We start from the raw sequence: 22,300 nt of genomic DNA, 5'->3' as shown, positions 1-22,300 counted from the left end.
TCTGAATGCTTTGACTTTCAGAATAGTTCAGTTTATAAATTTACTAAAACTTTTGCATCTTTCAAATAGCTGCTGATAAGAACCGACTTCGGTAATTCCTCTATTTTTTCAGGGGTATACAGGGCCAGCCGGGTTTCCTGCAATACCTGCTCCCTTAAACGTGTATTCAGCTTTATTTGATAAAATCGAGCCGTGATTTTCTGGTGAGTGAGGGTATGTTTATAGTCTTTATGCGGCAATTGCAGTTGGGCCTCCTGCACCGGTATGCCTGCCGCTTCCAGTTCCTGCAGCAGCGCTTCCGGCCGCAGGTTTTTGTCGTCGCTCTCGTACAGGTAAAAATCATACAAGCCCTGCCAGATGTCGCCCTCCAGCCGCTTGCGCAGGTAGTAGCTTCCCTCAAATACAAACACAATGTAATGGAAGTAACGTGGCCGCGCTGCTTTCGCCTTTGATTTTACGGGCAGCTCCTGCACCATGCCATGGTTAAAGGCAAAGCAGCTTTGTTGCAGCGGACAAAACAGGCAGTCGGGCATCAGGGGCGTGCACTGGATGGCGCCAAATTCCATAATGGCCTGGTTGTAGGTGTCAGGCGCCTCAGCAGGCACCAGCTTATCCGCCAATTGCTGAAATACTTTTCTGGATGCAGGGGCAGCAATATCATCCGTTATGCCAAACACACGCGCCAGCACCCGGAACACGTTGCCGTCCAGCACCGCCACCTGCTCCCGGAAAGCAAAGGCAGCAATGGCGGCGGCGGTATAGCTGCCCACGCCCTTCAACTTCAGCAGCTCGCTATACTTGTCCGGAAAGTGGCCGTTATACTTGTCTGCTACCAACTTTGCCGTGTGGTGCATGTTCCTGGCCCTGGAGTAATAGCCCAGTCCCTGCCACAGCCGCAATACTTCATCTTCAGGCGCAGCCGCCAGTGCTTGCACCGTAGGGTAAGCCTGCACAAACTTATGATAATAGGGGAGGCCCTGCGCCACGCGCGTCTGCTGCAAAATTACCTCCGACAGCCATATAAAGTAGGGGTTAATGGTATCGCGCCAGGGCAGGCTGCGTTTGTGCTGCCCGTACCAGGTGAGGAGGGTGCGAGCAAAGTAAGTATGGTCGGTGGCTTGCATACAGCGTTGGTTTATACCTGGAGTTGATAGCAGGATTCAGAAGAACAGGCAAATTAATGTTTTGTTGGGATTTAGGTATCAGGCCGCCTATACTTATGCTTGCTAAAGCATGAGATTTCTTTTGCTGACAGCAGTTGTTTTTATTTCTTCGGTATTCATACTAAGCGGAGGCTTTTTTTACATATCTTGTATAAAGTATGTATGATATTAGCGTGTTTAGGAAAGCTGGGGAAGATTTTCCCTCGAATAGTTTGCACATTAAATCTGATAGCCATTGGCTCTTGGGTTATTGAAAGAACAAGAAAATCGCAGCACAACAAAAACTAAAACACACCAAAGCGTGCCTTAGCCTAGCCGTTGTAATTATAGAAAAGAAGAATTTGAAAGTGTAATGGAATGATGCGAGTAGCTTGTATTCTTATGTTTATTCTTACGGCTACATCAAAGGCGCAAGTGGTAGAAGAGAAAGTAAACAGCTACATTGACAGCATGAAGTCGGAGGGTGTGGACACTTTCCTAATCTACACTTACTATAGTTCAGGAAGACTACCTGCAATTAACCCTTGTGATTCCGAAAATAACCAGTACTTGTTCTGGGTAAAAAACAAACAGTCGTTCTTGAAAAAGTTCGACAAGTGTAACAGGTATGAAACTGTAAAGCTTCCTAAAGCGAGTCCAGCCAAGCTCTATGCTCTTAATAGACAAAGGATAGAGAAAGAGCAAATAGAAGCTCCAACTATGTTAATTAGAACAAAAGGAAGTAAGCCAGTAGAAGTGAGACAAGTTGTAAGTCATTCATTTTTCCACAAACTCAAGTTAATCACGCCAAATGTCTCATCAGAAAAGAAAGTAAGTGACTATGCTTTGAAATTTGAAACCTTTGATAATGGTAAGCCAAACATATACTATAAGCAAAATCAAAGCACCAAACTAAAAGAGCTAATTGAAATGACATCTGCTGCAGTAAAAGAATATGAAGCTGTAGCAAAGTAAATCATCGCCTAATAAAGTGCCGCACTTAGGATCAGCTTTGCTTCGCCCATCGGCTGCACGAGTAACGCCAGAGCGCATTTGAATACAGAATTATATTACTGATAATTCAAGATAAATTAACCTAAAAGAAATCAAAACAGCCATTTTATCGAGCGAATCTGACTCTGTTAACACTGCTTATACAATTATACAATTAGCTAATAAGTTGGGGATTAAGACCAGAATACTGACGGAGGAAGACGCTGAAGACTTAGCGATGGTATATGCCATTGAAAAAGGAAAGACGCGGGAATATGTAGATACCCTAGGTTTTATCAAGAACCTGCGTCAATGAAAGTTCGGATTGACAAATGTTAGCTAAACCAAAAGCCTGATAATTCTCGTTAATTTGATGGATTAAAATCAGGATTTTCATGAAAACAAACAGGATAGATATAGCAGATAACTTTTTTGGCATGATTAAAAACTTGAGTGCCGATATAAAACTTGATTTAATCAGCAAGATTTCGGATTCTCTGAGAGAGCAAAAGAGAGAACTTAAGGATGATTCGTGGAAAGAATTATTTGGTGCTTGGCAATCTGACCAAAGTGCGGAAGAAATGATTGAAAAAATACGAGCAAGCAGGCATACAGACAGGCAAATTGAGGATTTATAATGAATTACCTGCTGGATACAAACATCTGTATTTATTTCTTGAAAGGCAGATTTGGGCTTGTTGAAAAAATTGAGAAAATAGGGTTTGATAATCTCTTCATTTCGGAGATCACCATTGCAGAACTGAAATTTGGCGCTGAAAAGAGTGTTTATCCAGAAAAAAACAGGCTTATTATTAATGAACTGGCTGACAAATTTAAACAGCTCCCGATTTATAGTGCTTTAGATATTTATGCCAAAGAGAAAGCAAGGCTTAGAAAAGAAGGCAATGTTGTGGATGACTTTGATTTATTGATTGGAGCAACGGCTATTGTAAATGAAATGACTTTGGTCACAAATAATGAGAAGCACTTTGAACATTTACAAAATATAAAAATCGAAAACTGGACAAAATAAAATTATACTGCAGGGAATAACGCCCATACTTTATACCTGCCACCAAATTTAAAACCTGAAAATAGGATTAGTACCGCCTACTTTGCCGCCGAAGTTGCGGATGTTGTAGGTAAAAGTGAGCATCGCGTAGCGGCTCAAGGCCATAGTCTGGTAATCTTCTATCAGGTTTTCGCGGATGCTGCGGTAGGAACTGATATTCTGATCCAGCAAATCAAAGACAGAGAGCTTCAACTGGGCACGGTCGTTTTTCATGAACAGGAAGGTAACGGCGCCGTTCAGGCGGCCATAGCTTTTCTGCAGGCCCGGAGCTGTATTGGAGTTGTACCAGTAATCGAAAGTAGCTTCCCAAACAAGTTTCTTCGGCATCCGGATCACAATGCCTGATTCTGATTCGCGGGTATTGAACTGCAGGTTATCAAAAACATCGTTCTCATAAGTGCTGCGCTGGTGGCTCAGAGAAAAGGTCTGGTTCAGTTCCAGCTTGTCGTTCAGGTTTACCCTTGCTTCCAGCGACGGGTATAAGGCCCACGTCCTGCTGTAGCTTTCAAGCCCATTCAGCAGGATGAGTGTCCGCCTGTACGAAACACGCATGGCAGCGCCCACCGAGAACTGCCGGTTGTTATCATACTTGTAATCCTTCATAAAGCGGCCGTTGCCGTTTAAGCTCCAGTTGCCGTCTGTGTTTACCGGCCGGGAGGTCTGCACGCCGTTTTCATCTATCGTCCGCTCCCGCGTTACAGCATCGTTGCTAATGGAGCCATAGGCATAGGCGCTGTAGTTAATGGACCTTTTTGTATCATACTTCCTGAAACTCAGGTTAAAGGAGTTTGAAATAGTAGGCAGCAGTTCCGGGTTGCCATACTGGACAAACAGGGGATTGGAATTGTCCTGCACCGGCTGCAGATCAACAGCGTTGGGCTCTTCTACATTTACATTGTAGCTGAAGTATAAATCTTTCCAGTTGATGTTCAGGGACGGGTAAATGTAAAAGTAATTCTGTTTGATATCCGGGTTCTTCAGGAAGCTGTTTTTGATGCTTAAAGAAGTAAACCGGATGCCGGGCTGCACAGAAGCATCTTTTATTTTCCACCTGAAGCCTGTTGTCAGATAGTTTCGCCAGCCGCGCCTGTTCACGCCGTTCGATAAGCCGGGTACTTCATCAGTATAGTCGCCGGTTTGCTCTGCTGCGTTAAAAGTGCGGAGCGTGTTTTCGTCTTTAAAATATTCGGCATTAAGCCTTACAACAGCGCCTAAATTTTTGTGGATAGGTTCTGTGTAAGAAGCAGAGTTGTTTAAAGAGAGGCCGGTTCTGTCAACATTTCTTAACTGATCCAGGTAGGTGGTATAGCTGTCGGGCTCGTAAAAGTAATTAACAGCATCGTTGTATTGGTTCTGCAGGCCGGTATTATAGTCGTAATAACCATAAAACGTAAAGCTCCGGCCCTTCTTCCTGAACCTGCGATTCAAAGACAAAGTATTTGAGAAACTGGTCGCATCGTCATTTATACTTTGCTGATTGGTGCTTTCGTTCAGGCGTTCGGCAAAGTTCAATAGGGTGTTGGTCAAAGATAACTGGTCAGACGCCTGGCGGGTAAAGGTTATACTTGGCGCAATACTCAAATCTGTTAAAGAGTCCAGCTCCCACTCCAGTTTGCCGCCTACCCGGTGGCTTTGGTTCCGGCTATACTCATCCCGCGTCCGGCGTGTGTTGATGGTGTCCTGCTCCAGGAACTGCTCCGAGTTTACTATCTGGTTCAGGTCGGCATTGATGCCGCCATAAAAATACTGCAGATTTAGCTTAATGCCATTCTTAAACACCGTGTTGAAATTGGCGCCGCCACCCGATGACTGCTGGATGCCCTCGCCGGTTGCGCCAAACGAAATACCATTTAAAGCAAAGCCGCCATCGCTCCTGATCATCATCGAATTGAACCCGCTCCGGCTAAACCCGCCAATCCTGGAAATGTCCTCGAAGCCAAAGCCGGGGCGGTTCAGGTTGTTCGAATAGCCCAGCACACTTAGCTGCGTGGTGTCCCGGAACATATTCAGGATGCCGCCGCCTTCGTACCTCTCATGTGTTCCGGCGCCTGCATACAACTTGCCGAACATTCCTTTTTTGATGCCTTTCTTAAACTTCAGGTTGATTACCTGCGGGATATCGATTTCGGGCATGTCCGGATCGCGGAGAAGCGCCTCCGGGTCGTTCATCACCTGTACTTTTTCTATCACATCGGCGGGCAGGTTGCGGCTGGCTACTTTCGGATCGCTCCCGAAAAACTCTTTGCCATCTACCAGTATTTTATTTACCGGTTTCCCGTTTACCGTAATATCGCCCGCCGTGCTCACCGATACCCCGGGAAGTTTCTTTAACAGATCTTCTACCAGAGAAGTAGGCAGCGTTTTAAAGGAGGAGGCATTAAACTCGAGCGTATCGTTTTTTACCAGTACGGGCGGCATCTCAGCTGTAATCAGCACCTCACTGAGCAGGCTGGCAGATTGCGCCATACTTATATCTCCGAAATCTGTTTCAGGCTGTGCCGGTGTCAGGGTAAATTCCTTTCTGTATACGGCAAAGCCCATCATGGTTGCAAGCACGCGGAGCTGCTGGTTTAAGGGGAGGCTCGGAACGCGGAAGTTTCCTTTCTCGTCGCTCATCCTGAAGGTAACCATCGTCGTGTCCGAAGCAGTATAAACGGCTACTGTCGCGTAGGGCAACGCCTCTTTTGTTGTGGCATCCAGCAGCCTGCCTTTTATCTCGCCTTTGCTGCTTTGTGAAAAAGACAGGCCTGCGTTTAGCACCAGGCCCAAAAACATGATAAAGCGTAGCGTTTGTTTCATCTGTATGGCGTTTGTTTATGCGGCACTTGCATTGTTAAATAAACACGGGGAGTGAAAGCAGTATCTCTGTTATTGCTATTCTGCTGCAGGAATCCGGGAAAGTAGTTTAAGCGGAAGCGGTACAACCAATAACTTTGATGGACGCGAGTATGGTAAAAGGCAGATGTTAATGCGCGCTTCCATGTGCTTAACGCTTTGGTTGTATGTAATAATAGTAAAAAATATGTATATAATAGCTTTATGCGATGTAAATAAATCTATACTATACCACCATTATCCTGTTATTACCACATCATAATGCATCAGGCTGGCTTTCGGGTGATGAATTTTTAAGTATACAGGCTCCGGGCGCAAGCAGGCGTCCTTATCGAATTTAAGCTACAGGCGGGAGCAGCAAGTATAAATGCCGCAAAAGGTATGATTCCTGACACCTGTGTTGCAACGGGTATACTTCGCTTTAATACGGGGAAGATAGAGCGTAACAACAAGGGCAGCAGGTATAAACAAAAGAGGCAGGTCATAGCGGCCTGCCTCTTTTGTTTATACTATCGCAATGTCGGCTTAGCCGTTATACTTCTGGCTGCGCTCCCTGTTGCCTTTGTGGTACTGACGGCCTTTATGCTGCGCCTTCATCTCTTCGCGTTGCTGCTGATACTGTGCATATTGCTTTTTCGTCAGGATGTCTTTGAGGGCGGCATCCCGCTTTTCCCGGGATGCTTTCAGGTGCTCACGCTGCTCCGTGCTGCGTTTGTCGCCTTTATTGTGGTTGGCACGCATGGCCTGCATCTCCCGGATGTTTTCCAGGTTAAGGGCCAGCAATTTCTTCTCCTGCGATTTGCTCAGTCCGAGTTGTTTGCTGAGTTTTTCAGTTCTTTGCGCTGCTCTTTCCTCAGGACTTTTCCTATCACCCTTATCTTTTCTATTCCGATGTTCTGTACGGAATTTTGCTTCCTGCTGCGGCGCGCTTTGCGCAAACGAACTGCCTGCCATCAATATCCCGAAGGACAAGGCTATTACAACTTTTTTCATGAATCTCGTCTTTTAAAACCTTTGGATTATTTATCGTGGAGCAAAGTATAAGGCCTGATTTTATGCTTCAGAAATACATTACCAAAGCTTGTGCCAGAAATATACAGAGAGGAGTACCGAAGTATAGTTTAGATCTGCTTGCCAGTTACACTTAATAGTACTTCTTCCACTTGTGCTGCCAAGTTTTGCCGGTCGAATAACTCTTTGGCAATTGCCATCCCCCGCTCACCTGCTTGTTGCAGTGCCTGCGGCTGTGCCAGTATATCCTTTATAATCTGTGCCATAGCGGCTGGCTGTCCGGCAGGTGTATACCAACCGCATTTATACTTGTCTACAAAGTCTTTTGTCCAGCCCGGATTCGTGACAACAACGGGTGTGCCGCAGGCGAGGCTATCATAAAATTTAGCAGGAGAGTTGGTTGCCAGCACTGGTAAATCGTTAAAGGTGACCAGTGATAAATCTGCCAGCTGGAACCATTTAAATACCTCATGGCGTGGCTGTGGCGGCAACAATAGTAAATTAGGCATGCGCTGCGCCAGCTCCTGCAGTTGCGGCTCATAATACCCGCTGCCAATAAAAATAAACTGTATGCTTTCGTCAGATGCCATACTTGCAACCGCCTGCATCAACGCCTGCATACCGTTGGCGCGACCATAGGTGCCGGCGTAAAGTACCATTTGTTTGTCTGATAATTTATACTTCTGGCGCAGCGCCATCACTTGCGCAGGTTGTACGGCTGCCGCCAGTTCCAGGTCGGTACCGTTGTAGCTGGTCGTTATCTTATCCAGACTGATGCCCAGGCCTGCCACATAATCTGTCATATCCGGAGAGAGCGTGATGATGTGGCTGGCGCTGTGATACAAGCGCTTTTCTATACTATAAAGGCGGTTCTGCAAGAAGTTGCTCTTTACCGCACCCATCTCTATCGGAAAGCTCGGCCACAAATCCTGCACCTCAAATATCCACGGCACACCGCGCAGCCGCGCCACCTGTGCTGCTATCCACGGCGTGCTCAACGGCGTAGAGACAGCCCACAGCACATCCGGCTTTTGCAACTGCATCGTTCTCCTGAAAGCCGAAGCGGCAAACCCCGTGAACGATTTCAGCCGCAGCATCATGCCCATTTTGTTGGCATACGGTACCTGGCACTCGTGCAGTTCTACACCTGCCGGCGCCCAGCTATACTTGTTTGTGAGGCGGGTGTGCCGCCAGCCATCGCTGGCCACCAGGCTTATGCGGTGCCGCTGCGCCAGCTGCTCCATAAAAGTATAGTGGCGGCAGGTAGCAGGGCAATCGGGGTTGTGGTGGTGCTGGTTCAGGACGGCAATATGCATTCTCGATGGTTAAATGGCTACATTGTTAAATTGTTGTTCAGATATGTGTTCGTTCTCAAAATGACAAATCCAGTAAAGTTTTAATGAGCTAACCACAGGCAATGCAGCCAGTTAACTATCAGCAATTTGTCAAGCAACGATTAACGATGAACCATTAACAACCTACCGCCTCCGCTCGGGTTTATACTTCGATTCGCTGAAAATTTTCTGGTAATCTGTTTCGGCCATGAGTTGGGGCAATGTAACCTCGGGATTGCGCTCCATGTATTTGCGCACTATCTGCCAGCCTACCCAGGCACCAATGCGGCCGGGCGCTTTGGGATCGATTTCGGGGGTGTTGGGCCGCTCGCCAATGTACTTGTTCATCAGAAAAGGGCTTTTCTCGTACAGCAGGCTTTTTTCAATAAAATGTGCCCAGATGCGGCCTTCGTTATAGTTTATATCCGCTATCTGTTGCCCGGAATACCCGATGATCAAAGAATCGGGAACGCAGGGCATCACGGACTGCACAAAATAATAAGCCTTGCCGGCGCTGATCATTTCGCTGAGCAGGTTACGGTCCTGGTCGCCGGTCTTGTTAAACCGGTTCGAGAGCAACAGCAAAGCGGCCGGCACCATGTCTTCGCGTTCATAGCGTCTCAGGATGTAATCGTATACCTGTGGCCTGTACCTGGCCTTTGGCCCGATAAAATAATCCAGTCCAAACACTAGCAGGCTATCCGACACAAACAGGTCGCTGCCCATGCTGCCAAGGCCCGTAACAAAGGTTTTCACCTGTGGCACATAAGAGTTAGGATAGTTATACTTGATAACTTTAAAAGCCGTTTCCAGTTCCTGCTCTTCGCGGCTCATGTCGGCAAAAGTCTGCACTGCCTGTGTTTTCAGCGTATCCAGGGCCGGATTGGTGGTTAGTTCATAGAGCGGGTTTAGCAGCAGGGAGTCAGAAGGATATTGGTTTTGCTGCAAATATTTTTCAGCAAATACAGGATGCGCCTCCAGAAAATCAGCAATATCTGCTTTAGAAGTGGCGGCAAAGAAAGGCTTTTCCAATCGCTCAATCTCCACATCTACAGGTATTTTGGCTATTTCGTTGGGTAAACTACATCCTTTTTTCTGGCAGCCGAGGCAGCAGAATAGTATAGCTAGTATGGATAATCTGTAATACATTTGTCAGGTATTTTGTACAAAAATAGGGGGTTGTTACGTAATAGAGTAACAGCTTTATTTTAATTTAATTATACAGATGAAGAAACTTACACTTTTAGTGCTTTTTTTATGTGCCGGCTTTACCTCCATGGCGCAGATTGAGATCGGGTTGATGGTATCGCCCACCATAACAGGCAACCGCTTTGTAGCCGAAGACAAGTATAACCTGGAAAAAGAGAACAGCGGTCTGCACCTGGGTGTGGGGGTCGTGGCCGACTATTTCTTCGCCCAGAATTATGCATTCAGCACAGGTTTGCTGTTCCGCGGCAAGGGCAGCGAAGTTTCCTATACTTATAGCCACGACGACGGCTCCGGCGCCACCATCACCACAGCTGGTAAAGATGACATCGCGCTCCAGTACGTTGAGTTGCCTGTTACATTAAAGCTTTTTACCAACGAAGTGGCCCCTGGCACCATCGCATACTTCCAGGTAGGCGGCTCGCTGAATACGAAAGTAGCCGCCAAGGTAAACAATCATAAAGTAATTGACAGCGAGAAGGTGCTGAAGCGCTTTAACATTTTTGAAGCGGATGCATTGCTGGGTGGCGGCGTGGAGTACCAGGTGGGGCAGAGCACCAAAATTTTTGCGGGACTTACCTATCACCGCGGCCTTACCGATATTGATGACTATTATGAAAAGCTACTTGGCGATAAAAATATAGCGCTGAAAAATAATAGCGTATCCATCGACTTCGGCGTTAAGTTCTGATAAGCCTCGTTACACATACAAAAGCCGCCCCGATTAGCTAATCGGGGCGGCTTTTGTATGTGTAATCTGTATCGTTGTTAATCTTCGTCTGTGTCGGGCACCACACTTACATCTGCCAGTGCCGCACGCAATTCAATTTCCTCGCTTCTTTCATCCATCACTTTAAAATCAGTAATTCCGAGCGAAGTATCTTTTATCAGCTTTATCCACTTAAAGTATTTAAAGAACCATTTTACCTGCTTCGAATACAGGCCCTTGGTATAGTAGGCGTGCACAAAAGGATGCAGGTATATCGTTAAACCTTTGTGGTTGTGGCTTGTCAGCAGGTCGTCTACCGCTGCCTCAATTTCATCTGTTACCAGTATACTGGCCGTAATTTTACCGGTGCCGTTACAGGTCGGGCAAACTTCGCCGGTAATAATATTTTGCTCCGGCCTCACGCGCTGACGCGTTATCTGCATCAGGCCGAACTTGGAGATGGGAAGTATGGTAGACCTGGATCGATCTTTCCGCATTTCCTCTTTCATCACCTCAAAAACTTTCTGCCGGTTTTCCGGCGACTTCATATCGATGAAGTCAATCACAATGATACCACCTATATCCCGGAGGCGAAGCTGGCGGGCCACTTCTTTGGCTGCCGTCATGTTCACATTCAGCGCTGTGGCCTCCTGATCGGTTTCGGTATTAGATTTATTCCCACTGTTAACATCTACCACATGCAGCGCTTCGGTGTGTTCTATCACCAGGTAGCCGCCGCCCGGAATGGTTACCGTTTTGCCGAAAGCTGCCTTCAGCTGCTTTTCGATGTTAAAGTGTTCGTAGGTTTTGGTCTTGCCGGTGTAATGCTTCAGAATGTTTAACTTATCCGGAGCAATACTGCCGATGTACGTTTTGATCTCGTCATAGAGGGCGGTGTCATCCACCACTATGTTGTCAAAACTTTCGTTCAATAAATCCCTCAAAATGGAAGAAGAACGATTTAGCTCACCTATGATTTTGTCACAGGGCTTGGCTAGCCGCAATGTTTTAAACCCTTCTTCCCAGTTGTCGAGCATGTTGCGCATGTCTCTGTCGAGCTCTGCCACTTCACGCCCTTCGGCCACTGTCCGGATGATCACACCGAAATTTTCCGGTTTTATACTTGTGATCAGGCGCTTGAGCCGGGTGCGCTCCTCTTTGCTGACGATTTTTTTGGATACGCTTACCGTATTCGAAAACGGTACGAGCACCAGGTATCGCCCTGCCAGGGAGATTTCGCAGGAAAGGCGCGGGCCTTTCGTGGAAATTGGCTCTTTTACAATCTGGACCAGCAGCTGTTGCCCCTTTTTCAGGACATCGGCTATCTTACCCAGTTTGTCTATTTCAGGCTCAAACTTTAACTGGTTGAGTTTGGGTGTTGCGTTCTTCTGTGTCTGTACTGCTTTTACATACTTGTTCAGTGTTCTGAAATTGGCTCCCAGGTCATGGTAATGCAGAAAAGCATCTTTCTGGTAGCCAATATCGATAAAAGCAGCATTTAGTCCGGGCATTACTTTTTTTACAGTGCCCAGAAAAATATCACCTACGGTATAGTTCGTGTCCTTCCGTTCGAAGTGATATTCTACGAGTCTTTTGTCCTGTAAAAGCGCAATGCGTTCGCCATCCTGAGTAGAATTGATAATTAGTTCGTTACTCAATTTCTCTCAAAGATTAGTTGGATGTATAGGCCGAAGCCCACTATCGCCTGGGCAAAGTGGGCCTCAAATCACGCAGAAGAAATTACTTCTTCTTATGTCTGTTCTTTCTTAAACGCTTCTTTCTTTTGTGTGTAGCGATCTTATGTCTTTTTCTTTTCTTTCCGCAAGGCATAGTCTTGGTTTTTTATAAATTGATAAATTTCTTTTTCTACTTGTTCAGCGCGGCCAGTGCCTCTTCTACCGATGCTGTCAGCGCCGGGTCTTTGCTCATGCCCTTTACCTTGTTAAACAAAGCTCTGGCTTCTTCCTGCTGCCCCGTTTTGGCCAGCGACACGCCTAAATAGAAGGTTGCTTCTACATTCTCCGGATTCAGCGCAACAAGCTTCCGGAAGCGCTCTGCCGCCTTGTCGTACTGGTTAGACTGCATCGAAAGAACGCCCAGGTTAAACAGCGCCTTCTCGTTGTTCGGGTCTGCCGAAATCACCTCGCGCAGCAGCGTAATGCCCTGCATCGGGTTGGTGGTAGCAATGTACGTCATGGCTACATTGGTTTTGGCATCCAGGTTAGCAGGGTTATTCTTCAGCACCTGTTCATACATGTCGCGGGCTTTGGCGCCCAACTCGTTGGCACGCTCCTGTGTGGGGGCATACGTAAAAGCCTCGTAATAACTGTCTCCGGCCTTCTTGTAAGTTGTTTCGCCAGGCCGTGCTTCAGCGGCTATTTCGTAGTAATAGCCGGCGCTGTCATACTTGGCTGCCTCATAATAAGCTTCTGCGAGCTGCGCAGCCACTTTTGTACGCGTACGCTCATCAGTCGTTTTCTTATACTTGGTGCGTGCTGTGGTGAGGGCCATTAATTGTTCGGGCGAGGCTTCCGTATGCGCATCGGCAGCAACAGCTGCTGCATCATGTTCATGGCCATCGTCGGCTGTGTGCCCCTCTGCCGGAGCAGCTTCCTGGTTGGAGGCGAAGGTTTCTTTGTCCTTTTCATTTACAATTACTTTGGGCAAAAAGAACATAGCGGCCATCAAAGCGATGGCTACTACAACTATCAGTATTTGTGATCGTGACATTCTTTCTGCGTAAGCAATTGTTTATGAACTACTAACAAATTTAGAACCGCAAAGATACAAAAGAATTAGGAATGCGCTAATTCTTTGATTTTTTTACTGTTTTTGATCTTCTGGATAAAGGTTTTAGATGGCTTGAAGCTTGGAATAAAATGCTCATCAATAATGATAGAGGTATTCTTGGAGATGTTACGGGCTACTTTCTTCGCACGTTTCTTGTTCACAAAGCTGCCAAAACCCCGCACATAGATGTTGTTGCCGTTGGCCATTGAGTCTTTTACCACTTTGAAGAAAGCCTCTACTGTTGCCTGCACATCCGCCTTATCGATTCCTGTTTTGTCAGCAACCTCTGATATTACTTCTGCTTTAGTCACTTGTTTAGTTTTTTATAATTTTAATAATAAGTTACATTCTCCTTTAAAAGCATCAGGAAACGCGCTTTGATTTCCTGATTTTCGGGGCACAAAGGTAACCTGACTTTTCGATAAGTAAAAGCTTTGCTGCTAAATTATTACCCCTTGAGCATTAAACTTTTACGTACCGCCGCATGGACTTTGTAGTGCCTGTGTTGCCCGTTCTGCCTCTCTAACGCCCGCCGGAGGTTTATATTTTAACAGGACGGCAGGCATTTTTCTTCGGCACTAAGTTGCCCATTAGCTTGCCATAAAACCATAATTGTCAGGGGGAGCAGGCTTCAGAGCCTGTGCCAGGGAGGTGATATTTAGGAGCAACTCCGGGCTACAAGAGTATGAAACAACGGCTAATGAATAGCCGTTGTTTCATACATGGTTTTATTAATTATTGCAGCTACTGATACTGGTGCACTATGTGGTTTTAGGTATAAATCTATACTTGAAGGCTTATCTACAGGCTGCTCAGTTTGTTCTCCGGATCATCCGGAATGTTGGGGAAGTTCTTCTGGAAGAAAGCGCAGAAATGGGAGAGTGGGCAGATTTCGCACTTGGGGCGGCGGGCAACGCAGATGTAGCGGCCATGTAGTATGAGCCAGTGGTGCGCTTTGGCAATCAGTTCTGTGGGCAGGTTGGCAACCAATTCATTCTCTACATCCAGCGGTGTTCTGGCTTTTTTAGAAACCAAACCCAGGCGCTTGCTTACCCGGAACACGTGCGTATCTACGGCCATGGCCGGCTGGTTCCAGATAACGGATACAATTACATTGGCCGTTTTGCGGCCTACACCGGGCAGTTTCACGAGTTCCTCTACTGTGCTGGGCACTTCTGAGCCAAATTGCTCTACCAGCATCCTGCCCAGTCCGGCGAGGTGCCTGGCTTTGTTGTTGGGGTAAGAGATGCTTTTAATGTATGGCAGCACGTCGTCGGAAGTGGCGGCGGCCAGATGCTCCGGTGTGGGGAAGGCCTCAAAAAGGGCAGGCGTAACCATGTTCACGCGCTTGTCGGTGCATTGCGCGCTGAGCACCACAGCCAGAATCAGTTCATACGGGTTCGTATAAGCTAACTCTGTTTCCGGTTCCGGAAAGTTCTGCGTAAAATAATCTATCAGGAGGCGGTAACGTTCTTTTGTGCGCATAAAAAAAGTTTGCAGCCGGTTAAGACTGCAAACTTAAGCTTTTGGAGTAATTTAAAATATTGCTGATAGCGCGTTCACCTGGCGATTTTACCGCATTCTGAAGCAAAAACTGCATCTCCAGCAGTTCGGAGCAGGTTTCGGCCAGCTCGTTGTCCTGCATCAATACTGCTTCCAGTTGCATGCGGGCATCGTCTGCCAACTCATCGTACACATACTGGATCAGCTCATTCTGAGTAGAGGTTTTTATCATAGGTTATATCGTTGTATTGCATCTTCTTCCGAAGGTTGATAAGCGCATAGCGCATACGACCTAAAGCAGTGTTGATGCTCACCCCGGTTGCCTCAGCTATCTCCTGAAAGCTCATGTCGGCATAATGCCGCATCATCAGCACCTCGCGTTGCGTCTGGGGCAACGCCTGGATAAGCTCGCGCAGGCGGGCATGCGTGTCTTCTCTTATCTGCAGCGACTCAGCCGAGTCTTCTGAAAAAGATAAAGTATTAAACACATTGCTGCCGTCTTCCAGCGTGATCATCGGGCTACGTTTCTCTTTACGGAAAAAGTCGATCGCCAGATTATGCGCGATGCGGCAGATCCAGGAAGAAAACTTGCCTTCTTCGTTATACCGGCCGCCCTTCATTGTATGGACAGCTTTAATAAAAGCGTCCTGCATCAGGTCTTCAGCGGTATAGGTATCCTTTACAATCAGTAAAATGGTTGTAAAGACTTTGTTTTTGTGTCGGTTTACTAGCTGTTCAAACGCATTTTCATTACCTGCGATGTAAAGCGAAACCAAAGCGGAGTCGCTCAGCTGGGTAGTTTTATTCATCGTAAAGCTACATTAAGGGTAACGTAAAGCTTTATATCATATTGTTGCGTTTAGCTTTTAAAACAAATATTTTAAAGAAGTGTAAATCAAATGTAGAAAATGCATTTCGCTTGTGCAACAGTTAGCGCCGCCATTCCGAAAAAAAATCTGAAGTGTGCTGTATGCTGTCCGGCAATTCTTACGTTGCAGCGTTTAAAGCTAAATCACATACGAACCAGGATGTAGTTCAGCCTTCAGTACTAAAAAAATATTGGCAACGTATGCACCAGGCCTGCTGCAGGTATAGCGGCACAAATATCAAGCCACCCAGCAAAAAGCGCCTCAGGCCGGGATCCGATTAGCAAAATACTTTATTGAATTAATTATAAGGAAAGGAACAAAAATAAAGCCAATCTGCCAAAAAAAACTTTTGCCGCGGCAAATGTTTGTGTATCCGGCGTAAAGCAGCAGCAGTTGCTGCGTGTTTAAGTATAAGCGACAGGTATAAAAGCCTGCTGCTATTGCGCAGGTATAGTGCTGAACAGGCCCAGCTTCATCTGGAATATACGGGCAATGCTGGTGGCTTTCTGTTTGGTTTCTTCGGCTTTGGCGCCTTCAAATAAGCTGTTAACTGTTTGCGTAAACAGGCTTACCCAGCGGCTGAAATGCTGCTGGGTTATGGGCAGGCGCAGGTGCTTGGGGAATGGCTGGCCTTTGTACGCCATCGTGCCAAACAGCACCGAACTCCAGAAATTATACATCACAGGCAGGTGGTGCGCCCAGTTTACCTGCGCAAAACCGTTGAACACAGGCGATAAAAGCTCGTCCTGGTTCACGCTGTCATAAAAAGTATCTACCAGCAGCTTTATGTCTGCCTCGTTTTCTATGTCTTTTTTCATATCAAATTCCTGCTGCTTTATGCTAATGTCCTGCTTGTAGCTAAACACTGTTTAAGTATGGCAAAGGTAGCGAAGCGGCGGCAGCTTAAAAATGATAAACATCACCTGTAAGCGCTATGGTTCAGGGCACAAGTTTTTACCTGCTTCAAATTTCCCGAAATGCTTCGGCACAGGTTTAACTGGCGTGTGACATATTTTATACTTGCTTCTGCTATACTTACCCAAACTGCAAGCTTGCCTCATGTATGCTCCAAGATGAAAGCAGAACAACAGGAAAGCAGGATGTGTCGCAGGGCCATAAAAAAATCCTTCGACAGAGTTGTTGAAACTTATCGAAGGATGAATTGATAATAAGCCGGCCGTTGTGGCTTTTACTTTCTGCTGTAGCCTTTCAGCCGGTTCAGGATGAGCAGCAGGCGGCGGTTAATGTCGCGCTCCTCCACCGCATTGCCCTGCGCCGTAATGCTATAAGGGCGCTGCAGCTTCTGTTCTACCGATTTAAGGTGATCCAGGTAGCACTCCAGTGTGGTGCAGGACACATTCTGCAGGGCAGCATCGTTTACATCGGCTGTATTTTCTTTTTTATACTTCAGGTTAATGGCTGCGTTAATTTCTGAATTAATCAGGTTAGTTACATCTGTGTCAGTAGTTATCTCATGCTGGTTCACCTTTTTTTCAATGTTCTCCAGCAGGTTACGGATGTCAAGTCTTCTCATAAAATGATGCGTGTTAAATAAAAAATCGGTCAATAAACGTCTTATAGTCCCACAGGATACGCATCCCGGGCACTTGCGTTTGTTTCACAAAGTATAGTTAATAATAGCGCAATATGTGGGCCGAAACCATCACAAAAACATAATGAAACCATTACAATGGAGTAAATGTCAGGCTGGAACAGGAATGCGGCGGCCTTAAACTGGTGTAATTGTTTCTAAAAAATGTATACTTCTTAAGGTAAATTTGTGTTGCAGCCAAGCCTTAAATTTAAGCATTAAGCGTAAAATAGTTTATGCCGGATTTTATACCGGAATCAGACTGTTAACCTGAAGCATAAGTATAAATCGCAAGACTGCAACGCAGAAGTATGGCTCCTGGTAACAACGCTGCCAGGTGGTTTATAGTTTATTTTGAGGCGGCCATGCTGTTGGAAATTGCAGTTTGGCGTAGCTTTGCGGCAGAAGTATAAAACAAGCAGACAAAGCTATGAGCAGCACTAATCCGGCACCCAGGCATGATCCGTACGCGGTGCTGCGTATACCTGATTTCCGGTTGTACATTTCGGCGCGGCTCTGCATTACACTGGCCATGCAGATCCAGGCTGTCATTGTAGGCTGGCAGATTTACGATATCACCAAAGACCCTTTATCGCTGGGCCTGATGGGGCTGGCCGAGGCCATTCCGTCTATTGTGGTATCGCTTTACGCCGGCTACCTGGCCGATATAGTGGCACGCAAGAAAATAATTATAGTAACTGTAACGGCGCTGTTATGCTGTTCGCTCACACTGCTGGCGTTTACGCTCAATATCAGCCATGCACTCGATCACCTGGGAGCGCTGCCCATTTACGGAGTAATTTTTGTAAGCGGCATTGCCCGTGGCTTTATGGGCCCGGCGGTGTTCTCTTTTATGCCGCAGCTGGTGGCCGGCAAGCAACTGTACGCCAACGCCATCACCTGGAGCAGTACCACCTGGCAGACTGCCTCGCTCGTCGGCCCGGCCATTGGCGGACTGATTTATGGCTTTTTCGGGGTAACAGCCGCTTACAGCACCGATGCCACACTCGTGCTGCTGTCGCTGCTGTCGTTTGCCTTTATCGCTTCCAGGCCGCTGCCGGAAAACATTAACCCGCAAAGTATGATGGAAAGCCTGCGGTCGGGTATAAAGTTCGTGTTCAATAACCAGGTAATCCTGAGCGCTATTTCGCTGGACTTGTTTGCGGTGCTGTTTGGCGGCGCAGTGGCGCTGCTGCCCATCTTCGCTTCCGAAATACTGGAAACCGGACCCGAGGGACTTGGCTTTTTGCGTGCTGCGCCTGCTGTCGGTTCTGTGCTGATGGCCCTTATCATGGCTTACTACCCGATTTCGGTGAATGCCGGGAAGAAGATGCTCTGGTGCGTGGCGGGTTTTGGTGTGTGCATTATTTTATTTGGACTTTCTACCAACTTCTGGTTTTCGCTGCTGCTGCTGGCTCTCAGCGGTGGCTTCGACAGCATCAGTGTTATCATTCGGAATACCCTTATTCATACCCTCACGCCTGAGTACATGAAAGGCCGGGTGTCGTCGGTAAATAATATTTTTGTCGGTTCCTCCAACGAGATAGGCGCGTTTGAGTCAGGTTTTGCGGCCAAGCTGATGGGTACGGTCACCTCAGTGGTTTTTGGCGGCATTATGACGATTCTGGTGGTAGGCGTTACTGCTTTTAAAGCCGACAAACTGCGCAGCCTGGATATTACCCCCGAACTGGAAACCGCTTAAATGCAGTCTGCAGGTAGGTGCTACGTATCACGAACCTGAAAAACGATTAACGAAAAACGATCAACTACATCAGGTATAAAACACAAAGCACCGTTCAGATACGAACGGTGCTTTGTGTTGTTTTTAAAGGTGTATGCAGGCTATCTACTTAGCAGCCTCTTTAGTTTCGGTTTGCTCTTTAGCTTTATTGGCTTTGTGCGGGCGCCTGTTGCCGTAAGTTCCCTTCGTGATTTTGCCTTTTCTTGATTTTCTATCTCCTTTTCCCATAAAATAAAGTTTTATTTTTAGATAAATGCGTCCACCATACATACGGGTAAAAGGCAGCAGCAGATAAGTTTATACGCAGCAGACTTTGGTAGAGAGATAGAATTCAGACGGAGAACAGGCGCGGTTTGCCTTTATGCTGTTGTTCCGGGCGGAAGCGAGCGCTGTTGCTATTGTATAAATAGCTATTCTATCATCCCGGAAACAGCTAAACCAATTGCGCCTGGCGCGTGTTATAACCTGATGTGCTTCTCCTGAGAAAGCAGGTATAACAAACTGCTTCTTAAAGCGCTTAGCTATTCGTAACTTTACATCTTCATCAAAACCGAAAAACAGGCCTTTGTGGCGCCGCTGCAAGTATAAGCAGCCGCTGCAGCCAGCCGCCGTCTATATGGCATACATTCCTGATTATAACCTCGACGAACTCGACGCGCGCCAGAACATCATCATCAAAGGTGCCCGCGTGCATAACCTCAAAAACCTGAGCGTGGCGCTGCCCCGCAACCAATTTATCGTTGTCACCGGCCTTTCCGGTTCGGGCAAATCCTCGCTGGCCTTCGATACCCTGTATGCCGAAGGGCAGCGCATGTACGTGGAAAGCCTTAGTTCTTACGCCCGCCAGTTCCTGGGCCGTATGGACAAGCCTGACGTGGATTACATCAAAGGCATCAGCCCGGCTATTGCCATCGAGCAGAAGGTAAGTATAAAGAACAACCGCTCCACGGTAGGCACCAGCACTGAGATTTATGATTACCTGAAGCTACTTTATGCACGCATCGGCAAAACGATTTCGCCGGTTTCGGGCGAGGTGGTGCAGAAAGATACGGTGACGGATGTGGTGAACTTTATTTTTTCGCTGGAGAATGAAGCGCGTGTGATGATCCTGGCCCCCCTGCATCAGCAGCCGGATCGTACGCTGGACAAAGAGCTGGACTTGCTTTTGCAGAAAGGCTATTCGCGCATTTACGCTGATGGGCAGGTATACTTCATAGAAGAGCTGCTGGCGCAGGAAGCGCCTGAATTGGGGAATGAGCTTTTTATACTTGTCGATCGGGCTGTCGTTTACAAAAACGACGAAGACCTGCAGTTCCGCATTGCCGATTCGGTGCAGACGGCTTTTTTTGAAGGCCAGGGTGCGTGCCGTGTCAAGTATGGCGACGATCAGGAGCGTGTGTTCTCCGATAAATTTGAGCTGGATGGAATCGTATTCGAAGAGCCATCGGTCAACTTCTTCAGCTTCAACAACCCGTACGGCGCCTGCCAGACCTGCGAGGGCTTCGGCAGCGTGCTCGGCATCGACCCGGATTTGGTGATACCGGACAAGAGCCTGACCGTGTACGAAGGAGCCATCGCGCCGTGGCGAAGCGACAAAATGAACGAGTGGCTGCAGCCGCTTATCAAAAACGGTATCCGTTTCGATTTTCCCATTCACCGCCCTTACAACGAACTGACGGAGACCGAACAGGAACTACTCTGGACGGGTAATAAATATTTCGAGGGTCTCAACGACTTTTTCAGGCACATACAGGCGCAAACGCATAAAATTCAATACCGCGTCATGTTGTCGCGCTACCGTGGCCGCACCGTGTGTCCTGACTGCAAAGGATCACGCCTGCGCAAAGACGCAGCTTATGTAAAAGTAAACGGCAAAAGTATAACCGACCTGGTGCTGATGCCGCTCACGCAGGTGCAGCCGTTTTTCCAGAACCTGGAACTTACCGAACACGAGCAGAATGTGGCCGAACGCCTGGTAACGGAAGTGGCCAACCGGCTAAGTTACCTGCTACGCGTGGGGTTGGGCTATCTGACACTTAACCGCCTGTCCAACACACTTTCAGGCGGCGAGAGCCAGCGTATCAACCTGGCTACTTCTTTGGGTAGTGCGCTGGTGGGTTCTATGTATATCCTGGATGAGCCAAGTATAGGGCTGCACCCCAAAGATGCCGAGCAACTGATTGGCGTACTGCGCTCGCTGCAGCAAATTGGCAACACGGTGATTGTGGTGGAGCACGAAGAAGAAATCATGAAAGCGGCCGATCAGCTCATCGATATCGGGCCAGAGGCCGGCTCTGGCGGCGGTAACCTGATGTTTCAGGGTACTTTTGAGGAGATGACGCAGCATACGGACACTTATACAGCCAAATACCTGAGTGGCCGTATGGAGGTACCTGTGCCGCCGCAACGCCGCAAGTGGCGCAACGCCATTGAGATTATCGGCGCCCGCGAGAACAACCTCAAAAACCTGACCGTAAAAGTGCCACTTGGCGTAATGACGGTGGTAACGGGCGTAAGCGGCTCCGGCAAATCAACCCTGATTCGGAAGATACTGGCTCCGGCTATGCAGAAGCTGCACGGCAGTTCTTCTGAGAGTACCGGTAAATTTGACAAACTGGCGGGCGATTATGGTAAAATTCAGCATGTCGAGTTTGTAGATCAGAACCCTATTGGCAAATCCTCGCGCTCCAACCCGGTCACCTATGTAAAAGCCTACGATGCCATTCGGACACTGTATGCCGACCAACCGCTGGCGAAGGCTAGAGGCTTTAAGCCGTCGCATTTCTCCTTTAACATTGAGGGTGGCCGTTGCGAAGTATGCCAGGGCGAAGGACAGGTAAAAATTGAGATGCAGTTTATGGCTGACATCTACCTGACCTGTGAAAGCTGCCATGGCCAGCGCTTCAAGCAGGATGTGCTCGACATCAAGTATAAAGATAAAAGCATTGCCGAGGTGCTGGACATGACCATTGCCGACAGCATCGATTTTTTTGCCGATCAAGCCAAGATTATCGAAAAGCTGAAGCCGTTGAACGACGTAGGCCTGGGCTATATCCGGCTGGGGCAATCGAGCAACACTTTGTCGGGAGGAGAGGCGCAGCGCGTAAAACTGGCCTCGTTCCTGACCAAAGGTGCGCAGCCGCACCAGGAAAATATCCTCTTTATCTTTGATGAGCCCAGCACCGGCCTGCACTTCCACGACATCAGCAAACTGCTCACCTCCATCAACGCGCTCATCGAGAACGGCAATACCGTCGTCATCATCGAGCACAACATGGACATCATCAAATCAGCAGACTGGATCATCGACCTTGGCCCGGAAGGCGGCACCAACGGCGGCCACCTGCTCTTCGAAGGCACTCCCGAGGAGCTGGTGAAATTGGAAGGGAATGACACTGCACGGTTTTTGAAAGGGAAGTTGTAAGGGAAAGTATAGAAGTACAAGTATGATTTGAGCGGCTGATGTATCCAACCACCCCTAACCCCTCCTTTTCTAAGGAGGGG

The 22,300-nt window shown here is 47.5% G+C and carries 20 protein-coding genes; 6 read left to right on the top strand and 14 right to left on the bottom strand.

From position 1 onward, the window contains the following. Positions 1 to 32 precede the first annotated feature (32 nt). Positions 33 to 1,124, bottom strand: coding sequence for an A/G-specific adenine glycosylase (mutY, locus tag I2I11_RS18095; RefSeq protein WP_196269155.1), 1,092 nt, complete (start codon positions 1,122 to 1,124; stop codon positions 33 to 35). Between the two features lie 618 nt (positions 1,125 to 1,742). Between mutY and I2I11_RS18090 the strand changes: the two genes are divergently transcribed. The 3 genes from I2I11_RS18090 (at position 1,743) to I2I11_RS18080 (ending at position 3,168) form a co-directional block, all read left to right on the top strand. Next, entirely contained in the window at positions 1,743 to 2,117 is a 375-nt protein-coding gene (locus tag I2I11_RS18090; protein ID WP_196269154.1) for a hypothetical protein, read from the top strand. A 413-nt stretch (positions 2,118 to 2,530) separates the two neighbouring features. Then, positions 2,531 to 2,773: a hypothetical protein gene (locus I2I11_RS18085; RefSeq protein WP_196269153.1), complete on the top strand. Its 243-nt coding sequence runs from the start codon at positions 2,531 to 2,533 to the stop codon at positions 2,771 to 2,773. Then, a complete protein-coding gene (locus I2I11_RS18080) occupies positions 2,773 to 3,168 on the top strand; it encodes a type II toxin-antitoxin system VapC family toxin (protein WP_196269152.1) in 396 nt (131 codons plus the stop codon). The genes I2I11_RS18085 and I2I11_RS18080 overlap by 1 nt, the downstream gene beginning before the upstream one ends. 48 nt (positions 3,169 to 3,216) lie before the next feature. On the opposite strand, the gene I2I11_RS18075 is transcribed toward I2I11_RS18080, so the two are convergent. The 4 genes from I2I11_RS18075 to gldB form a co-directional block, all read right to left on the bottom strand. Further along, a complete protein-coding gene (locus tag I2I11_RS18075; RefSeq protein WP_196269151.1) occupies positions 3,217 to 6,006 on the bottom strand; it encodes a TonB-dependent receptor in 2,790 nt (929 codons plus the stop codon). Between the two features lie 561 nt (positions 6,007 to 6,567). Continuing rightward, positions 6,568 to 7,035, bottom strand: coding sequence for a DUF4890 domain-containing protein (locus tag I2I11_RS18070; protein WP_196269150.1), 468 nt, complete (start codon positions 7,033 to 7,035; stop codon positions 6,568 to 6,570). A 128-nt stretch (positions 7,036 to 7,163) separates the two neighbouring features. Next, entirely contained in the window at positions 7,164 to 8,369 is a 1,206-nt protein-coding gene (locus tag I2I11_RS18065) for a glycosyltransferase family 4 protein (RefSeq protein ID WP_196269149.1), read from the bottom strand. Positions 8,370 to 8,531: 162 nt separating this feature from the next. Next, on the bottom strand, positions 8,532 to 9,536 hold the full coding sequence (gene gldB / locus I2I11_RS18060) for a gliding motility lipoprotein GldB (protein WP_230680402.1): 1,005 nt from the start codon (positions 9,534 to 9,536) through the stop codon (positions 8,532 to 8,534). 76 nt (positions 9,537 to 9,612) lie between these two features. On the opposite strand from gldB, the gene I2I11_RS18055 reads away from it, so the two are divergent. After that, a complete protein-coding gene (locus tag I2I11_RS18055; protein WP_230680401.1) occupies positions 9,613 to 10,284 on the top strand; it encodes a porin family protein in 672 nt (223 codons plus the stop codon). Between the two features lie 77 nt (positions 10,285 to 10,361). Here I2I11_RS18055 and I2I11_RS18050 read toward each other — a convergent pair whose 3' ends face one another. The 8 genes from I2I11_RS18050 to I2I11_RS18015 form a co-directional block, all read right to left on the bottom strand. Further along, positions 10,362 to 11,960: an Rne/Rng family ribonuclease gene (locus tag I2I11_RS18050; RefSeq protein WP_196269148.1), complete on the bottom strand. Its 1,599-nt coding sequence runs from the start codon at positions 11,958 to 11,960 to the stop codon at positions 10,362 to 10,364. 208 nt (positions 11,961 to 12,168) lie between these two features. Next, positions 12,169 to 13,032, bottom strand: coding sequence for a tetratricopeptide repeat protein (locus I2I11_RS18045; protein WP_196269147.1), 864 nt, complete (start codon positions 13,030 to 13,032; stop codon positions 12,169 to 12,171). Positions 13,033 to 13,097: 65 nt separating this feature from the next. Next, positions 13,098 to 13,403: an HU family DNA-binding protein gene (locus I2I11_RS18040; protein WP_196269146.1), complete on the bottom strand. Its 306-nt coding sequence runs from the start codon at positions 13,401 to 13,403 to the stop codon at positions 13,098 to 13,100. 490 nt (positions 13,404 to 13,893) lie between these two features. Next, positions 13,894 to 14,577 (bottom strand): endonuclease III, encoded by a 684-nt coding sequence (gene nth / locus I2I11_RS18035; RefSeq protein ID WP_196269145.1) that lies wholly within the window; start codon positions 14,575 to 14,577, stop codon positions 13,894 to 13,896. A gap of 19 nt (positions 14,578 to 14,596) precedes the next feature. Then, positions 14,597 to 14,827, bottom strand: a complete 231-nt coding sequence (locus I2I11_RS18030) for a hypothetical protein (protein WP_196269144.1) — start codon at positions 14,825 to 14,827, stop codon at positions 14,597 to 14,599. Next, complete coding sequence (locus I2I11_RS18025) at positions 14,802 to 15,404, bottom strand: RNA polymerase sigma factor (RefSeq protein ID WP_196269143.1); 603 nt, start codon at positions 15,402 to 15,404, stop codon at positions 14,802 to 14,804. The genes I2I11_RS18030 and I2I11_RS18025 overlap by 26 nt, the downstream gene beginning before the upstream one ends. A 497-nt stretch (positions 15,405 to 15,901) precedes the next feature. After that, complete coding sequence (locus I2I11_RS18020; protein ID WP_196269142.1) at positions 15,902 to 16,282, bottom strand: group III truncated hemoglobin; 381 nt, start codon at positions 16,280 to 16,282, stop codon at positions 15,902 to 15,904. Positions 16,283 to 16,653: 371 nt separating this feature from the next. Then, a complete protein-coding gene (locus I2I11_RS18015) occupies positions 16,654 to 16,998 on the bottom strand; it encodes a hypothetical protein (RefSeq protein ID WP_196269141.1) in 345 nt (114 codons plus the stop codon). A gap of 487 nt (positions 16,999 to 17,485) precedes the next feature. On the opposite strand from I2I11_RS18015, the gene I2I11_RS18010 reads away from it, so the two are divergent. Further along, entirely contained in the window at positions 17,486 to 18,757 is a 1,272-nt protein-coding gene (locus I2I11_RS18010; RefSeq protein WP_196269140.1) for an MFS transporter, read from the top strand. 144 nt (positions 18,758 to 18,901) lie between these two features. On the opposite strand, the gene I2I11_RS18005 is transcribed toward I2I11_RS18010, so the two are convergent. Then, a complete protein-coding gene (locus tag I2I11_RS18005) occupies positions 18,902 to 19,024 on the bottom strand; it encodes a 30S ribosomal protein THX (RefSeq protein WP_196269139.1) in 123 nt (40 codons plus the stop codon). Positions 19,025 to 19,412: 388 nt separating this feature from the next. Here I2I11_RS18005 and uvrA point away from each other — a divergent pair, with 388 nt between their 5' ends. Continuing rightward, entirely contained in the window at positions 19,413 to 22,220 is a 2,808-nt protein-coding gene (gene uvrA / locus I2I11_RS18000; RefSeq protein WP_196269138.1) for an excinuclease ABC subunit UvrA, read from the top strand. Positions 22,221 to 22,300: the final 80 nt, after the last annotated feature.

This window comes from Pontibacter rufus, from assembly GCF_015694705.1.
Lineage (GTDB): Bacteria > Bacteroidota > Bacteroidia > Cytophagales > Hymenobacteraceae > Pontibacter > Pontibacter rufus.
Note: the sequence above shows the minus strand (reverse complement) of the source record. Positions and strands in the feature narration are given on the sequence as shown.

Bases quoted from the DNA above. Each gene is read 5' to 3' on its own strand.
- I2I11_RS18085 (WP_196269153.1), top strand. From the start codon at position 2,531: ATGAAAACAAACAGGATAGATATAGCAGATAACTTTTTTGGCATGATT.
- mutY (WP_196269155.1), bottom strand. From the start codon at position 1,124: ATGCAAGCCACCGACCATACTTACTTTGCTCGCACCCTCCTCACCTGG.
- gldB (WP_230680402.1), bottom strand. From the start codon at position 9,536: ATGTATTACAGATTATCCATACTAGCTATACTATTCTGCTGCCTCGGC.
- I2I11_RS18045 (WP_196269147.1), bottom strand. From the start codon at position 13,032: ATGTCACGATCACAAATACTGATAGTTGTAGTAGCCATCGCTTTGATG.
- I2I11_RS18020 (WP_196269142.1), bottom strand. From the start codon at position 16,282: ATGAAAAAAGACATAGAAAACGAGGCAGACATAAAGCTGCTGGTAGAT.
- I2I11_RS18005 (WP_196269139.1), bottom strand. From the start codon at position 19,024: ATGGGAAAAGGAGATAGAAAATCAAGAAAAGGCAAAATCACGAAGGGA.
- I2I11_RS18015 (WP_196269141.1), bottom strand. From the start codon at position 16,998: ATGAGAAGACTTGACATCCGTAACCTGCTGGAGAACATTGAAAAAAAG.
- I2I11_RS18075 (WP_196269151.1), bottom strand. From the start codon at position 6,006: ATGAAACAAACGCTACGCTTTATCATGTTTTTGGGCCTGGTGCTAAAC.
- I2I11_RS18055 (WP_230680401.1), top strand. From the start codon at position 9,613: ATGAAGAAACTTACACTTTTAGTGCTTTTTTTATGTGCCGGCTTTACC.
- I2I11_RS18080 (WP_196269152.1), top strand. From the start codon at position 2,773: ATGAATTACCTGCTGGATACAAACATCTGTATTTATTTCTTGAAAGGC.
- I2I11_RS18065 (WP_196269149.1), bottom strand. From the start codon at position 8,369: ATGCATATTGCCGTCCTGAACCAGCACCACCACAACCCCGATTGCCCT.
- nth (WP_196269145.1), bottom strand. From the start codon at position 14,577: ATGCGCACAAAAGAACGTTACCGCCTCCTGATAGATTATTTTACGCAG.
- I2I11_RS18030 (WP_196269144.1), bottom strand. From the start codon at position 14,827: ATGATAAAAACCTCTACTCAGAATGAGCTGATCCAGTATGTGTACGAT.
- uvrA (WP_196269138.1), top strand. From the start codon at position 19,413: ATGGCATACATTCCTGATTATAACCTCGACGAACTCGACGCGCGCCAG.
- I2I11_RS18010 (WP_196269140.1), top strand. From the start codon at position 17,486: ATGAGCAGCACTAATCCGGCACCCAGGCATGATCCGTACGCGGTGCTG.
- I2I11_RS18070 (WP_196269150.1), bottom strand. From the start codon at position 7,035: ATGAAAAAAGTTGTAATAGCCTTGTCCTTCGGGATATTGATGGCAGGC.
- I2I11_RS18025 (WP_196269143.1), bottom strand. From the start codon at position 15,404: ATGAATAAAACTACCCAGCTGAGCGACTCCGCTTTGGTTTCGCTTTAC.